Here is a 13,779-nt window from a genome sequence, read left to right on the forward strand (position 1 = left end):
CTGTAGCAGCCTCGACAAAAAAAGGCCGCCCCGAAGGGCGGCCAATTGTGCCGGAAAAGCTCAAAACCGGCCTATTTCCAGTCGCGGATATCGACGAAGTGGCCTGCCACCGCAGCGGCGGCGGCCATCGCCGGCGAGACAAGGTGCGTGCGGCCCTTGAAGCCCTGGCGGCCTTCGAAGTTGCGGTTCGACGTCGAGGCACAGCGCTCGCCCGGCTTCAGCCGGTCGTCGTTCATCGCCAGGCACATGGAGCAGCCGGGCTCGCGCCAGTCGAAACCGGCTTCCTTGAAGATCTTGTCGAGACCCTCGGCCTCCGCCTGTTCCTTGACGAGGCCGGAGCCCGGCACGATCATCGCCGAAACGGTCGAGGCGACCTTGCGGCCCTCGACGACCTTGGCGACGGCGCGCAGATCCTCGATGCGGCCGTTCGTGCAGGAGCCGATGAAGACCCGGTCGATGGCGATATCCGTGATCTTCGTGTCCGGCTTCAGGCCCATATAGTCGAGCGCGCGCCACTTCGAAGCGCGCTTCGTCTCGTCCTGGATCTCGTCCGGGTTCGGAACGGCGCCCTGAACCGAGATGACGTCTTCCGGTGAGGAGCCCCAGGAGACGATCGGCGGCAGGTTGGCCGCGTCGAGCACGACGACGCGGTCATAATGGGCGCCCTCGTCCGTGTGCAGCGTCTTCCAGTATTCGAGCGCCATGTCCCAGGCTTTGCCCTTCGGGGCGCGCGGCTTGTCCTTGATATAGTCGAAGGTCGTCTCGTCCGGCGCGATCAGGCCGGCGCGGGCGCCGCCCTCGATCGTCATGTTGCAGACGGTCATGCGACCTTCCATCGACAGCGAGCGGATCGCTTCGCCGGCAAACTCGATGACATGGCCGGTGCCGCCGGCCGTGCCGATCTCGCCGATGATGGCAAGGATAATGTCCTTGGCGGTGACGCCGGGCGGCAACTGCCCGTCGACGCGCACCAGCATGTTCTTCGCCTTCTTCTGGATCAGCGTCTGGGTCGCCAGCACGTGCTCCACTTCCGACGTGCCGATGCCGTGCGCCAGCGCGCCGAAGGCGCCGTGCGTCGAGGTGTGGCTGTCGCCGCAGACGATCGTCATGCCCGGCAGGGTGAAGCCCTGTTCGGGGCCGACGATATGGACGATGCCCTGACGCTTGTCGTTTTCGGAGTAATATTCAACGCCGAAATCGGCAGCGTTCCTGGCGAGCGCCTCGACCTGGATGCGGCTTTCCTCGTTCTTGATGCCGAGGTGGCGGTCCGGCGAGGTCGGCACGTTATGGTCGACGACGGCGAGCGTCTTTTCCGGCGCCCGGACCTTGCGGCCGGCCATGCGCAGGCCTTCGAAGGCCTGCGGACTCGTCACCTCATGCACGAGGTGACGGTCGATGTAGAGCAGACAGGTGCCGTCATCCTGTTGGTTGACCAGATGATCGTCCCAGATCTTGTCATAGAGAGTACGCGGTGCGCTCATGGCGAGATATCCATCGAATTTTCAAATACGGAAAAGCCGGCGGCGGTGCTGCCGGAACAACGCTGATCAGGCGATCAGGATAGGCGGCTCGTAAGAGCGCCGCAGACGCGTGCGAAAAAACGTGCCGGCAGACGCTTGTGGTCCTGCAGCACGACGATTTTCTGGGCGCGACATCCGAACTTGGATTCCATGGCCGGTGCTCATATCAATTTTTTGACTGTTCGGCAATCGACGAGATGGAAGGCAGTAGACGGTCAAGACCCCTCCCCAACCCCTCCCCACAAGGGGGAGGGGTTTGGCGCGCGCGGCACCCTCTTCCGTCTCCTTGGTCCCAAGAGAGATGGCTGCAACGGTGCAGAAGGGGCATGCAGGCGCGGCATCGGAACCCCTCCCCCTTGTGGGGAGGGGTTGGGGAGGGGGCATTGCCGCCCTACCGCGCCTCCGCCCTTCTCAGCCGCCGCTCGAGCCCGCGCAGCGCCAGCGACAGGCCGATCGTCAGGATGAGATAGACATAGGCGACGATCGAATAGGTTTCGAAGAAGCGGAACGAGCCCGAGGCGTAGATCTTGCCCATCTGGGTGATGTCGGCGACGCCGAGCACCGAGACGAGCGAGGAATCCTTGACCATCGCGCGAAGTCGTTGCCGAGCGGCGGCAGGATGACGCGGATCGCCTGGGGGAAGACGACGAGCCGGAAACGCTGGTAGCGCGTCAGGCCAAGCGCCTTCGCCGCCTCCACCTGCCCCTTGTCGACCGAAAGGATGCCGGCACGGAAGACCTCGGCGATGAAGGCCGAATAGCCAATCATCAGCGCGATGATCGCCCGCCACATCAGCGAGACGTCACGCACGGCGAGCGGCTCCATGACGCCCGCCTTGACGAGCGGCGCCGCCAGGAAGTTGACCGCTGTCACCAGCGCCGGGGCACCGACAAAGGCGATATAGAAGAGCAGCACGAGGATCGGCACGCCGCGAATGACTTCGGTGTAGAAGCGCGCCACTTGGCGCAATGCCGCGTGCTCCGAAAGCGCCATCAGCGCCACACCAAGGCCGAGCATGGTCGCGAGCGCGAAGCCGACCAGGGTCACGAAGACGGTGACGCCGAGACCCTTCAGGACGACCGCGAAGACCTGTGCGAAGATGTCATTGGCGGCGATCACCGCGGCAAGCGCCACGGCGATTACAAGGAGGGCGACCAGCCACCAGGGATAGTCGCCCTTCTCGGAAACGGATGAATTGACCGGCGCCATCTGTAGCGATCAGCCGCCCATCTTGTAGTCGAGGAACCACTTCTTGTTGAGCGCCTCGAAGGTGCCGTCCTCTTTCAGCGCCTTGATGGCGGCGTTGACCGGTTGGACGAGATCGGATCCCTTCGGGAAGATGAAGCCGAAATCCTCGGTGCCGAGCGGCTCGCCGACCACTTTGAGCTTGCCTTCGGAGGCGTCGACATAGCCTTTCGCCGCGACGCTGTCGGTCAGCACCAGATCGACGTCGCCGGCTTTCAGCGCCTGCACCGTGGCTCCGAAGGTCTCGAACAGCTTGATGCGCGGGTTCTGCTCGTTGCCGTCGAGGATTTCATAGACGGCGGTGTAGAAGGGCGAGGTGCCCGGCTGGGCGCCGACGAGCCCGTCTTCGACCGCCGCAAAGCTCTTGGCATCCTTGAAGCGCGCCTCGTCGGCGCGCACCAGCATGAACTGCTGCGAACGCATATAGGGGTCGGAGAAGTCCACCTTCTCCTTGCGGTCGTCCTTGATGGTAATGCCGGTCATGCCGATCTGATACTGGCCGTCGGATACCGACTGGATCATCGCATCCCAGCTGGTGTTCTGATATTCGACCCTGAAGTTCAGCCGCTTGGCGATCTCGTTCATCGCGTCATACTCCCAGCCGACCGCCTGGCCGGACTTCGGATCGACGAATTGCAGCGGCGGGTAGGCGTTCTCGGTGACGACGACGACCGTCTTGCCGCCGAGGTCCGGCAGGTCGCTCGCGACGGCAGGCGCGGCAAATGCGAAGGGAACGGCGAGGGCAGCGGCGATGCCCGCGAGCACGTGGCGGCGGATTGTCATTGGAGAAACTCCCGAAAATTGTGGCGACCGAAAATGTCACGAATTTCGTCGGGAAGACAAGCAGATAGTTCTAAACAAGAAAGGCGGCCGAGAGGCCGCCTTTCCGCAAATCCGAGGATTTGAAAACTTATTCCGCGGCGGCTTCCGCTGCCTTCGCCTCTTCGGCTGCCTTTGCTTCGGCGGCTTCGGCGGCTGCCTTTTCGGCGGCGAGCGCCTGGGCGGCTGCGACCTTCTCAGCCTCGACGCGTGCCTTCTCGTCGGCGACTGCCTGGCGCTCGGCTTCGTTCAGCTTGCGGGCGCGGGTGCCGGTGTTCTCGACGATACGAGCCGACTTGCCGCGACGATCGCGCAGATAGTAGAGCTTGGCGCGACGGACCTTGCCGCGGCGGACCACTTCGACGCTCTCGACGAGCGGCGAGTAGACCGGGAATACGCGCTCGACGCCTTCGCCGTAGGAAATCTTGCGAACGGTGAAGCTCTCGTTGAGGCCACCGCCGGAGCGGGCGATGCAGACGCCTTCATAGGCCTGGACGCGGGTACGGTTGCCTTCGACGACGCGGACGTTGACGCGGACGGTGTCGCCGGCGGAGAAATCGGGAAGGGTGCGCTTGGCGGCGATCTTGGCGGCCTGTTCGGCTTCCAGCTGCTGGATGATGTTCATCGGTCTAACCTTTGCTTTCTTCTGAAACAGCCAGAGCGCTCTCGGCCGACCTGTCGGGATTTCCTTCAGGTCTTGCCCTCTTTCCAAGGACAGGAGCGGTTTCACCATTCTTTGTTGATGGTCGACGGGCAAGAACCCGAACCGGGGCGGCACATACACCAAACGAGGCCGCTTGTCATCCCCGATCACGGATTTTCTCGACCGATCACCCGCACCGGTGGGCATTTCGTGGATCTGGAACCCATCCGGGGCACACATGTGGCTCGTCAGCATCATGCATGTCGACCTGGGCAGAGGACTTTGCAAGCCATCGACAACCCGTTCGGTACGAGCTTGCTGCAATGTCTGAAAACAAGTCTTCGGTATGAACTGGAAGAATGGAGCGGGTGAAGCGATTCGAACGCTCGACCCCAACCTTGGCAAGGTTGTGCTCTACCCCTGAGCTACACCCGCTCATCAGACCCAGGCCCGGGGTAGTCTGTGGACCGTGGGTTGCCGCCCCGTCTTGCGGCGACCGGCGCTATATGGCCTATCGATTTTTCAAATGCAACAGGGAAATGGCGTGGAAGGCAAGAAATTTTTCGGACTAATCCCAAAAGGCCGCAATGCCGCGATCTCGCTCGTTCGCCGCCGCCCTTGAGATTGCGCAAGCCCTTCCTTCCTCGTAAAGCAGGGGCACACTACAGCGCCGCGCATGTATTCAGACGCGCAAACGACGCTGTAAGACTTTGAATCTACGCATCGCGCTTTCCGAAAATCGATGCCGATTTTCGGGCCGATGCGCTAGGGCGGCAGAAGGATCAGAAGCATGAGCGAGACGCAGCCGAAGACCGCGGAAGAGTTGTTCCGCTTTCTCGACGAACTCGGTATCGAACACCGGACGAAGCGGCATCAGCCGGTCTTCACCGTCGCCGAATCGGTGGCGCTGCGCGACGAAATTCCTGGCGGACATACAAAAAACCTGTTCCTCAAGGACAAAAAGGACAATTATTTCCTCCTGACCGTCGAGGAGCATGCGACGGTGGAGCTGAAGACCATCCATCAGACCATCGGCGCGGCAAGCAAGGTCTCCTTCGGCAAACCGGAGAAGCTGATGGAATATCTGGGCGTGATCCCGGGCGCCGTGACCGCCTTCGGCGCGATCAACGACACGTCGGGCAAGGTGAAGATCATTTTCGACGAGGGGCTGATGGAATTCGACACGATCAACTGCCATCCCCTCTCGAACGACCAGACGACGTCGATCGCCGCTAAGGATATGCTGCGCTTTATGGAGGCCACGGGACACGAGCCGCTTGTCTTGAAAGTGACGGCCTGACATACGATCTTTGGCGCGGAAAGCATCAAGTCGGGCGGCAAGCCCGCGAGGAGAGAAGAATGGGCGGTAGCGACAATCCCTATGCAGGTTCCTTCGGCAACCAGATGACGGCCTCGGCCTCGTTCGGCGGGCAGCCGGCACCGAATGGCGCAGCCGCCGGCGACCTGATCAAGGAGACGACCACCGCCACCTTCGCGCGCGACGTGCTCGAGGCCTCGCGCCAGCAGCCGGTGCTCGTCGATTTCTGGGCGCCGTGGTGCGGGCCGTGCAAACAGCTGACGCCTGTCATCGAGAAGGTCGTCAAGGAAGCCGCCGGCCGCGTCAGGCTCGTCAAGATGAACATCGACGATCATCCCTCGATCGCCGGCCAGCTCGGCATCCAGTCGATCCCGGCCGTCATTGCCTTCGTCGGCGGCCGCCCGGTCGACGGCTTCATGGGCGCCATCCCCGAGAGCCAGATCAAGCAGTTTATCGATCGCATTGCCGGCCCGGCGGTGGACGATGCCAAGGCCGAGGTCGAGGCCGTGCTTGCCGACGCCAAGGCGCTCGTCGAAGCCGGTGACGCTCAGAACGCCGCCGGCCTCTATGGTGCCGTGCTGCAGGCGGAACCGGAAAATGTCGAGGCGATCGCCGGCATGGTCGAATGCATGATCGCGCTCGGCCAGCTTGCCGAGGCGCGCCAGGCGCTTTCGCAACTGCCGGAAGAGATCGGCAAGGCTGCGGCCATCGGCGCCGTCTCGAAGAAGCTCGACCAGATCGAAGAGGCGCGCAAGCTCGGCGATCCGGTGGCTCTCGAGCAGCAACTGGCGCTCAACCCTGACGACCATGCGGCGCGGCTGAAGCTTGCCAAGATCCGCAATGTCGAAGGCGACAGGACCGGCGCCGCCGACCATCTCTTGCTGATCATGAAGCGGGACCGCAGCTTCGAGGACGACGCCGCGCGGCGCGAACTCCTGTCCTTCTTCGAAGTCTGGGGGCCGAAGGATCCGGCGACGATCGCCGCCCGCCGCAAGCTTTCCGCGCTTCTGTTCTCCTGACCGGCCGACGGCGGGAAGCGAAACTGCTTTTTGCGTCGCCGACCGCCGCTTTCTCCTTGAGATTTTCGAGGGATGCACCATCTCTTGAGCGTGCGGTCCGCGCGCCTGCTGCGGGGGACGCCGCGATCTTCAGGGACCATCGGAAATGCATGTCGGAAATGCGCGTTATCTCAGTCCGAAGGATTTGCCGGAGACCATTCCGGTCTTCCCGCTGACAGGCGCGCTGCTTCTTCCGGGTGCGCAGCTTCCCCTCAACATCTTCGAACCGCGCTACCTCGCGATGTTCGACGACGCGCTTTCCGGTGACCGGCTGATCGGTATCGTCCAGCCCTCCTTTGCAGAGGGCCGCAGCGATATCGATTCCGCGCCTGTGCCGGCACTATGCCAGGTCGGCTGCATAGGCCGCATCACCTCCTTCGCCGAGACCGGCGACGGCCGCTATATCACCTCGCTCACCGGCGTCTGCCGCTACAGGCTGTTTGCAGAGATTTCAGGCGTGCGCGGCTATCGCCGTTTCCGCATCGGCCCCTTCGCGGCCGACCTCCAGGGACCGGACGACGAAGCCCTGGTCGACCGCGAGGCGCTGCTCGCCGCCTTCCGCGCCTATCTCGACGCCAACAAGCTGGAAGCGGATTGGGAAAGCGTCGAACGCGCAAGCAACCGTACGCTCGTCAATTCGATGGCGATGATGTCGCCCTATGGGCCGGCGGAGAAACAGGCGCTGCTCGAAGCCCCCGATCTCAAGACGCGCGCCGAAACGCTGATCGCGATCACCGAGATCGTGCTCGCCCGCAATTTCGGCGATCTCGACAACATTCTGCAGTGAAGACGAAGCCATGGACGCAAACGCCAGCAGGGTCGATCCGAAGCTCCTCGAATTGCTCGTCTGCCCCCTGACGAAGGGGCGGCTTAGCTATGATGCCGAGGCCCACGAACTGGTCTCGGAAAAGGCCCGCCTTGCCTATCCAATCCGCGACGGCGTGCCGATCATGCTGGTCTCGGAGGCGCGCAAGATCGAGGATTAGAGCATCGGATTCTCAGGTTGAGTCGGTGGGGGATTCCGTTGCGTTGGCATTCGTGATTCACTTTCGTCCGGAGGTGATTTGCGATGCCAAAAGCCTATTCACGTGATCTTCGGGAGCGGGTTTCCCGCTTTGTCGATGCCGGGCACTCGCGTCATGCGGCGGCCGCCCACTTTGGCGTATCGGTTTCCTTCGTCGTCAGGCTGATGCAGGTCTGGCGCAGGACCGGGAGGCTTGATCCCAAGCCCGGCGGCGGGCGGCGGCATTCCAAGCTCGACCCGCACCGCAGCTTTCTGCTTCGCCGGATCGGCGAAAAGGACGATATAACCATGCCCGAACTCAGGGCCGAACTGGCGGCCACGGGCACGCATGTCGATCCGGCTTCGATCTCCCGCTGGTTTATCCGCAACGGCTACCGCTTCAAAAAAAACGCTGCTGGCCAGCGAGCAAGATCGCCCGGATATTCGCCAGGCCCGGGAAGCCTGGACGACGAGGCGGCAGCCGAGGATGCGACTTGAGCCACATCGCCTTGTCTTTATTGATGAAACCGGCACAACGACGAAGATGACGCGGCTGCGCGGCCGCTGCCTCAAGGGCTGTCGCCTGAAGAGCAAGGCGCCCTTCGGTCATTGGAAGACACAGACCTTCATCGCCGGCTTGCGATGCGACGGGCTGACGGCACCCTTCGTTGTCGACCGGCCGATGAACCGGCGCATCTTCGAGACTTACGTCGAAACACAGCTCGCGCCCACGCTGCGACACGGCGATGTCGTCATCCTCGACAATCTTGCCGCCCACAAGAGCCAGAAGGTCGAGCAGATGCTCCGCGCCAAGGGCGCCTGGCTGCTCTTCCTGCCACCCTACAGCCCCGATCTCAATCCGATCGAAATGGCCTTCGCCAAGCTGAAAGCGCATCTGAGAGCAAAGGCCGTCCGCAGCATCGACGCCCTCTGGAAAGCCATCGGCGACATCTGCGCCCTGTTCTCTCCAGCAGAATGCAGAAACTACTTCAACGCCGCCGGATATGGATTCACTTGAACGTCCGTTGCTCTAGATCGACCTCGCATTCCGGGATGGCCCCTTACCCTAACCTTCGTTCCACGCGCCGGAAAAGATGCCGGTAGGCAGATGAGACGGGCCGCCTCAATCCTCGCCGTGATTGGCGATCATCATCGCCTCGAAGGCGAGCCGGTCGACCTTGCGCATGCGCTCGGACTCCGACTTGAGCTGGCCGCAGGCGGCGAGGATGTCGCGGCCGCGCGGAGTGCGGATCGGCGAAGCATAGCCGGCCTGGTTGATGAAGTCGGCGAAGGACTCGATCTGCTCCCAGTCCGAGCACTGGTAGTTGGTGCCCGGCCAGGGATTGAAGGGGATCAGGTTGATTTTCGCCGGAATGCCCTTCAGGAGCTTCACCAGTTCCTTGGCATCTTCCAGGCTGTCGTTGACGTCCTTCAGCATCACATATTCGAAGGTGATGCGGCGCGCGTTCGAAAGGCCCGGATAGGCGCGGCAGGCCGCCATCAGCTCCTTCAGCGGATATTTCTTGTTGATCGGCACCAGCATGTCGCGCAGTTCGTCGTTGACCGCGTGCAGCGAGATCGCCAGCATCACGCCGATCTCCTCGCCGGTGCGGTAAATCTCCGGAACGATCCCGGAGGTCGAGAGCGTGATGCGCCGCTTCGACAGCGACAGCCCGTCGCCGTCCGAGGCGATCAGCAGCGCCGTCTTGACGTTGTCGAAATTGTAGAGCGGCTCGCCCATGCCCATCATCACGATATTGGTGATCTTGCGGCCCTCGGCAGGCACGATCGCGCCCTGCGGCGTGTCGCGCTCCGGAAAGTCGCCGAGCCGGTCGCGGGCGAGCAGTAGCTGGGAGAGGATTTCCTCGGCCGTCAGGTTGCGCACCAGCTTCTGCGTGCCGGTGTGACAGAAGGAGCAGGTGAGCGTACAGCCGACCTGGCTCGAGATGCAGAGCGTGCCGCGGCCTTCCTCGGGAATATAGACGGTCTCGATCTCCACCGGCCGGCCGGCACCGCGCGGCGGAAAGCGCAGCAGCCACTTGCGCGTGCCGTCGCCCGATACCTGCTCCTCGACGATCTCCGGCCGGGCAACGGTGAAATGCTGCTTGAGCATTTCACGCATGTCCTTGGAAACGTTCGACATCTGGTCGAAGTCCGAGACGCCGCGCACATAGAGCCAGTGCCAGAGCTGGCTGACGCGCATCTTGACCTGCCGCTCCGGTACGCCTTTTTCGACCAGCAGCTTGGCCATGTCCTCGCGCAAGAGGCCGATCAGCGACGGCTTTTCCGCCTGCGGCTGAGGCCGCACCTGCGGCGCCTTGACGATCTCCGTCCTGTTCAAGATCTCGGTGGCTGCCATGCTCTCGATGTCCTGTCGTACAGCAAAGAGGCATCCGGACAACGGTTCCGGACTATTTCCCAGTGCTCGAATTGAAATGGTGAGCCTCGACGCGCGCTCGACGGGGGCGTGGGGCTCCGAATTTGCCGGCCTTTAGCATTCTTTCGACGAGGAGTCACCATGAGCGCTTCACCGAAAAGTAAAAAGGCCGGCTGAGCGGCCGGCCTTTGCGATCGACAACGCCTTGTCGCGTCTTACTTGCAGGCCTCGATCTGTTTCAAGGCGGCGGAGATGCCGGACAACGAATAGGAGTAGGAGGTTGTGGTGCCCTTGCGGGACTTGGCGTTGACCGACATGTCCTTGCCAGTTTTCATGGCGGCGACCAGGGCCGGCTCCTCGGCGGCGTTCTCCACCCAGGCGGAGTTGCCCTTGGTGAACATGACGAAGGTGCGCCCGTCGATGACCACGTTCACCTTCGAATTGTCCTGCAGCGGGTAGCCCATCATCGCCTGCGGCTCATAGCTGATGTTCTGTCCCGGGCGCTGCGAGACGAGGAAGAAGATGTCGCCATGGTCGACACCGGCGGGGCTCTTCTCCTTCGGCACCGACAGGACATAGCAGACCTTGCCGCCGCCGGCTTGGTAGGAGTAGGCGCCCCAGGCATTGAACTGCTGGATTCGCGTCGGCGACTGCGCGGAAGCCACGCCGGCTGCCGCTATTACGATTGCGATTGCAGTTGCGATCTTTCTTGCAAACATGAGTTCCTGCCGATTTCCTAGCTTGCGATCGCCCGTACCAGGCTTACACGGGCAACGCATAGTCACGATTTGAATTTATTTTGACTTAATTCGAGTTACCAAACCGTCAACGATCGCCGCAATCGTCCCGCGGAAGGCGCCCCCTTCGGCCGCATGCCCGGTCCTCGGGGCATCGCGGTCCTCTCGTGTGCGGATCTGCCGGTTCGGTCGAACGTCGGTTCCGGCGGGTCGTGGTCGGTGATTTCCCTGTCTCAAATCTTGTCGGACGCGCCGTCCTATAGCGTTTTTTCCTACAGCCGTCACGTTTCCGAATCTATGTCACAAAGAATCGGGCAAGAGTTTGTCTTTGCGGGCGGCAATACGGCGACGCTTACCATCGGGCGGCGGGTCTACAGCGGCGCGCAGAATGGATGAATTTAATAGGTCCTGACCCTAATCATCGGGCCGGTCGCCAATCGTCTCGTCGGCCTTGCGATAGTGGGTTTCCTTGATCTGGCCGCTAATCGCCGCAAAGGCGGCGGTCAGCACGGCGACGTCGTCGGAAAAGCCGACTGCGGCGAGCACGTCGGGCACGAAATCAAGCGGCAGGACGAAATAGGCGAGTGCCGCGAGCAATATGCCGCGGGTGCGCGTCGGCGTTTGCGGGTCCACGGCGCAATAGTAGGCAGCGACGAGATCGCGGCTGAAGGGGATCTGGCGGACTGCCCGGCGGAAGGTCGGCCAGAATCTGCGGCGCACCTTGCGCTCGCGGCGCTCCTGTTCCGATTCCTCGCCGGGAAGGAGAATTTCACCGATCTTCACGTCGTCCATCGCGTCCGTTCCGCTTGTCACCAGCCAGATATGGGCATGGCAGGCGCTATTTCAAATGGTCCTATTTCAGATGATCCGGCATCCGGCCGGCGGCGGCCTGGTCCATCTTCGCCGCCAGCTTGAAGTCGAGTTCCGTCAGTCCGCTGGCGTCATGCGTCGAAAGCGTGACATCGACCTTGTTGTAGACATTGAACCATTCCGGATGGTGGTTGAGCTTCTCCGCCGCGAGAGCGCATTGCGTCATGAAGCTGAAGGCTTCGGCGAAGTTGCGGAAACGAAACGCCTTCCAGATCGAGGCGCCGTCCTCGGCGAGAACCCAGCCCTCCATCCTGTGCAGATGTTCGGCGATGGCTTCGGCATCGAGCTTGTCAGGCCTCATGCGGTTTTCTCCCTGCCCTTTTCAGGCTAACCATGCCGAGTGGACGCGCGGTTGCGCCCGTGAAAGCCCAATGGATACCATGAAACCCGTCAGAATTCTCTTCGTTTGTCTCGGCAATATCTGCCGGTCGCCACTGGCCGAGGGTGTGATGCGTGAGTTGGTCGGCCGCGCCGGCTATCGCCAGTCGGTCTCGGTCGATTCGGCTGGAACCGGCGCATGGCATGTCGGCCATCCGCCCGATCGGCGGTCGATCGCGGTTGCCAGAGCCCACGGCATCGACATTAAGGATCTGCGCGGCCGGCAGATCAGCGCCGCCGACTTTGCCGCCTTCGACCTGATCCTCGGCATGGACCGTTGCAACGTCAGCGAGCTCATGCGCCTCGCTTCGCCGGAAACGGCACACAAGGTGCATCTTTTCATGACGCTTGCCACGGGCCGGAACGTCGACGTTCCGGATCCCTATTACGAGACAGCCGATGCCTTCGATGCGCTCTACCAGGGGCTGGAGGAGGGTTGCTCCTCGCTGCTTGCGAAGCTCGAGCGCCCTTCGTGAAGCGGGAACACCTCTTCCGTCAGGTAGGGCCCGCCACCGACCGAATCGCGCGAAGACAAGAGGACGAAGCGCGGAACGATAAAGGGCGCGGTCATGAAATTGCCGCGCCCTGACAAATATTCGACGACGTCGTCGACACGTGAAGCGCGTAGTCGCGCCAGCGTCACGTGCGGCGTGAACTTGCGCGGATCCGGCGGCAGACCGAGGCGCTGGCAGATGCGTTCGATTTCCCCCTGCAGCGCGTACATGTCCGGATTGTTGCTGACGCCGGCCCAGACCGAGTGCGGCTTCTTCGAGCCGAAAGCGCCGGTGCCCGTCAGTTGCAACTGGAATTCCGGCCGTTCAATCCGGTCGAGCCCGTCGATGATTTCATTGGCGGTGCGCCAGTCGACGTCGCCGATGAAACGCAGGGTGATGTGGTAGTTCTCCACATCGATCCATCGAGCTCCGGGAAGACCTCCGCGCAGCAGTGAAAGACTCATTGCTGCATTGCGCGGAATTTCGAGGGCGGTGAATAGTCTCGGCATGGCGAGCTCCCCGAATCTCTTGCAGATGTCTTAGCGAATCACGCATCAACTCTGCACGCAACTATTATTTGGCGGGTTCAGAAACTAACGTCCGCTTAATTGTGGATGTTTGTCACTCTCCTTTCTGAAGCGACCGGACAAATTGCTCGGCCGTTGGGAGAAAGCGCTCCACCATAATGGCGATGCCATCGCTGTTCGGGTGCATGCCATCTTCGAGTTGCAGCTCCGCCCGGGTCACGACGCCGTCGAGGAAGAAAGGGTAGAAGGCGAGGCTGTGTTCCCTCGCAAGGTCGGAATAGATCGAATTGAATCGCGCCGCGTAATCGGCACCCATATTGGGTGGGGCCATCATCCCGGCGAGCAGCACGGCGACACCCCGTTCCTTGAGCCGCACGATCATCGCTTCCAGGTTGTTGCGGGTTTCTTCCGGCGGAATACCGCGCAGCGCATCATTGGCGCCGAGTTCGAGGATCACGCCCTTCGTCCCGTCCGGCACCGACCAGTCTATGCGGGCGCGGCCGCCCGATGTCGTATCGCCCGACACGCCCGCATTGGCGACCGTGATATCGAAGCCCTTGTCCTTGAGCGCCTTTTCGAGGCGGGCCGGGAAGGCATCCTCCGGCGGAAGCTGATAGCCGGCCATCAGGCTGTCGCCGAAAGCGACGAAACTCAGGCTTTCGGCGCGGGCCGTCGCCGATAACGCGATTGTCATTGCCAGGCAGAAGAAAAAGGGCAGAAAATCTTTCAATCGCATGCTTTCGTTCCTAAATCGGCGGGCAATCTTATCGTCATTCCAACTATCTTCTTT

15 protein-coding genes, 1 tRNA gene and 1 pseudogene are annotated in these 13,779 nt (G+C 62.2%); 6 read left to right on the forward strand and 11 right to left on the reverse strand.

Annotated features, from left to right (window positions below):
• Positions 1–71 precede the first annotated feature (71 nt).
• The 5 genes and pseudogenes from leuC to RHIBR816_RS0107605 all read right to left on the reverse strand — a co-directional run bounded on the left by leuC (position 72) and on the right by RHIBR816_RS0107605 (position 4,662).
• On the reverse strand, positions 72–1,481 hold the full coding sequence (gene leuC / locus RHIBR816_RS0107580; RefSeq protein ID WP_018235927.1) for a 3-isopropylmalate dehydratase large subunit: 1,410 nt from the start codon (positions 1,479–1,481) through the stop codon (positions 72–74).
• A gap of 430 nt (positions 1,482–1,911) precedes the next feature.
• A pseudogene (locus tag RHIBR816_RS33790) lies at positions 1,912–2,729 on the reverse strand (amino acid ABC transporter permease).
• A 9-nt stretch (positions 2,730–2,738) separates the two neighbouring features.
• Complete coding sequence (locus RHIBR816_RS0107595; RefSeq protein ID WP_018235929.1) at positions 2,739–3,548, reverse strand: basic amino acid ABC transporter substrate-binding protein; 810 nt, start codon at positions 3,546–3,548, stop codon at positions 2,739–2,741.
• 127 nt (positions 3,549–3,675) lie between these two features.
• Positions 3,676–4,209, reverse strand: coding sequence for a 50S ribosomal protein L19 (rplS, locus tag RHIBR816_RS0107600; protein ID WP_018235930.1), 534 nt, complete (start codon positions 4,207–4,209; stop codon positions 3,676–3,678).
• Positions 4,210–4,587: 378 nt separating this feature from the next.
• Positions 4,588–4,662, reverse strand: a tRNA-Gly gene (locus RHIBR816_RS0107605).
• 355 nt (positions 4,663–5,017) lie between these two features.
• On the opposite strand from RHIBR816_RS0107605, the gene RHIBR816_RS0107610 reads away from it, so the two are divergent.
• From RHIBR816_RS0107610 to RHIBR816_RS35685, 5 genes are all read left to right on the forward strand, one after another.
• Positions 5,018–5,527, forward strand: coding sequence for a prolyl-tRNA synthetase associated domain-containing protein (locus tag RHIBR816_RS0107610; protein ID WP_018235931.1), 510 nt, complete (start codon positions 5,018–5,020; stop codon positions 5,525–5,527).
• 59 nt (positions 5,528–5,586) lie between these two features.
• Positions 5,587–6,564, forward strand: coding sequence for a thioredoxin (trxA, locus tag RHIBR816_RS0107615; RefSeq protein ID WP_018235932.1), 978 nt, complete (start codon positions 5,587–5,589; stop codon positions 6,562–6,564).
• A gap of 145 nt (positions 6,565–6,709) precedes the next feature.
• Complete coding sequence (locus tag RHIBR816_RS0107620) at positions 6,710–7,390, forward strand: LON peptidase substrate-binding domain-containing protein (protein ID WP_018235933.1); 681 nt, start codon at positions 6,710–6,712, stop codon at positions 7,388–7,390.
• Positions 7,391–7,400: 10 nt separating this feature from the next.
• Positions 7,401–7,589 (forward strand): Trm112 family protein, encoded by a 189-nt coding sequence (locus RHIBR816_RS0107625; RefSeq protein ID WP_018235934.1) that lies wholly within the window; start codon positions 7,401–7,403, stop codon positions 7,587–7,589.
• Between the two features lie 83 nt (positions 7,590–7,672).
• Positions 7,673–8,624, forward strand: a protein-coding gene (locus RHIBR816_RS35685) for an IS630 family transposase (RefSeq protein ID WP_371259044.1) whose coding sequence is annotated in 2 segments (ribosomal slippage) — positions 7,673–7,989 and positions 7,988–8,624 — 954 coding nt in all. Because the reading frame shifts where the segments join, the coding sequence is not laid out codon by codon here.
• Between the two features lie 105 nt (positions 8,625–8,729).
• Here the strand turns inward: RHIBR816_RS35685 and rlmN are convergent.
• The 4 genes from rlmN to RHIBR816_RS0107655 all read right to left on the reverse strand — a co-directional run bounded on the left by rlmN (position 8,730) and on the right by RHIBR816_RS0107655 (position 11,891).
• Positions 8,730–9,965 (reverse strand): 23S rRNA (adenine(2503)-C(2))-methyltransferase RlmN, encoded by a 1,236-nt coding sequence (rlmN, locus tag RHIBR816_RS0107640; protein ID WP_018235937.1) that lies wholly within the window; start codon positions 9,963–9,965, stop codon positions 8,730–8,732.
• A gap of 233 nt (positions 9,966–10,198) precedes the next feature.
• A complete protein-coding gene (locus RHIBR816_RS0107645; protein ID WP_018235938.1) occupies positions 10,199–10,702 on the reverse strand; it encodes an invasion associated locus B family protein in 504 nt (167 codons plus the stop codon).
• A gap of 432 nt (positions 10,703–11,134) precedes the next feature.
• A complete protein-coding gene (locus tag RHIBR816_RS0107650; protein ID WP_018235939.1) occupies positions 11,135–11,512 on the reverse strand; it encodes a YkvA family protein in 378 nt (125 codons plus the stop codon).
• A gap of 61 nt (positions 11,513–11,573) precedes the next feature.
• The gene (locus RHIBR816_RS0107655; RefSeq protein WP_018235940.1) at positions 11,574–11,891 is read right to left on the reverse strand and encodes a 4a-hydroxytetrahydrobiopterin dehydratase; all 318 of its coding nucleotides are present in this window, start codon (positions 11,889–11,891) and stop codon (positions 11,574–11,576) included.
• Between the two features lie 70 nt (positions 11,892–11,961).
• Here RHIBR816_RS0107655 and RHIBR816_RS0107660 point away from each other — a divergent pair, with 70 nt between their 5' ends.
• Positions 11,962–12,444: a protein-tyrosine-phosphatase gene (locus RHIBR816_RS0107660; RefSeq protein ID WP_018235941.1), complete on the forward strand. Its 483-nt coding sequence runs from the start codon at positions 11,962–11,964 to the stop codon at positions 12,442–12,444.
• Here the strand turns inward: RHIBR816_RS0107660 and thpR are convergent.
• Both thpR and RHIBR816_RS0107670 read right to left on the reverse strand, forming a co-directional pair.
• Positions 12,384–12,971: an RNA 2',3'-cyclic phosphodiesterase gene (thpR, locus tag RHIBR816_RS0107665; RefSeq protein ID WP_026186740.1), complete on the reverse strand. Its 588-nt coding sequence runs from the start codon at positions 12,969–12,971 to the stop codon at positions 12,384–12,386. The genes RHIBR816_RS0107660 and thpR overlap by 61 nt on opposite strands.
• A 112-nt stretch (positions 12,972–13,083) precedes the next feature.
• Entirely contained in the window at positions 13,084–13,725 is a 642-nt protein-coding gene (locus RHIBR816_RS0107670; RefSeq protein ID WP_018235943.1) for an arylesterase, read from the reverse strand.
• Between the last annotated feature and the right edge of the window lie 54 nt (positions 13,726–13,779).

It is taken from the genome of Ensifer sp. BR816 (genome assembly GCF_000378985.1).
GTDB lineage: Bacteria > Pseudomonadota > Alphaproteobacteria > Rhizobiales > Rhizobiaceae > Sinorhizobium.

Bases quoted from the DNA above. Each gene is read 5' to 3' on its own strand.
- leuC (WP_018235927.1), bottom strand. From the start codon at position 1,481: ATGAGCGCACCGCGTACTCTCTATGACAAGATCTGGGACGATCATCTG.
- RHIBR816_RS0107595 (WP_018235929.1), bottom strand. From the start codon at position 3,548: ATGACAATCCGCCGCCACGTGCTCGCGGGCATCGCCGCTGCCCTCGCC.
- rplS (WP_018235930.1), bottom strand. From the start codon at position 4,209: ATGAACATCATCCAGCAGCTGGAAGCCGAACAGGCCGCCAAGATCGCC.
- RHIBR816_RS0107610 (WP_018235931.1), top strand. From the start codon at position 5,018: ATGAGCGAGACGCAGCCGAAGACCGCGGAAGAGTTGTTCCGCTTTCTC.
- trxA (WP_018235932.1), top strand. From the start codon at position 5,587: ATGGGCGGTAGCGACAATCCCTATGCAGGTTCCTTCGGCAACCAGATG.
- RHIBR816_RS0107620 (WP_018235933.1), top strand. From the start codon at position 6,710: ATGCATGTCGGAAATGCGCGTTATCTCAGTCCGAAGGATTTGCCGGAG.
- RHIBR816_RS0107625 (WP_018235934.1), top strand. From the start codon at position 7,401: ATGGACGCAAACGCCAGCAGGGTCGATCCGAAGCTCCTCGAATTGCTC.
- rlmN (WP_018235937.1), bottom strand. From the start codon at position 9,965: ATGGCAGCCACCGAGATCTTGAACAGGACGGAGATCGTCAAGGCGCCG.
- RHIBR816_RS0107645 (WP_018235938.1), bottom strand. From the start codon at position 10,702: ATGTTTGCAAGAAAGATCGCAACTGCAATCGCAATCGTAATAGCGGCA.
- RHIBR816_RS0107650 (WP_018235939.1), bottom strand. From the start codon at position 11,512: ATGGACGACGTGAAGATCGGTGAAATTCTCCTTCCCGGCGAGGAATCG.
- RHIBR816_RS0107655 (WP_018235940.1), bottom strand. From the start codon at position 11,891: ATGAGGCCTGACAAGCTCGATGCCGAAGCCATCGCCGAACATCTGCAC.
- RHIBR816_RS0107660 (WP_018235941.1), top strand. From the start codon at position 11,962: ATGGATACCATGAAACCCGTCAGAATTCTCTTCGTTTGTCTCGGCAAT.
- thpR (WP_026186740.1), bottom strand. From the start codon at position 12,971: ATGCCGAGACTATTCACCGCCCTCGAAATTCCGCGCAATGCAGCAATG.
- RHIBR816_RS0107670 (WP_018235943.1), bottom strand. From the start codon at position 13,725: ATGCGATTGAAAGATTTTCTGCCCTTTTTCTTCTGCCTGGCAATGACA.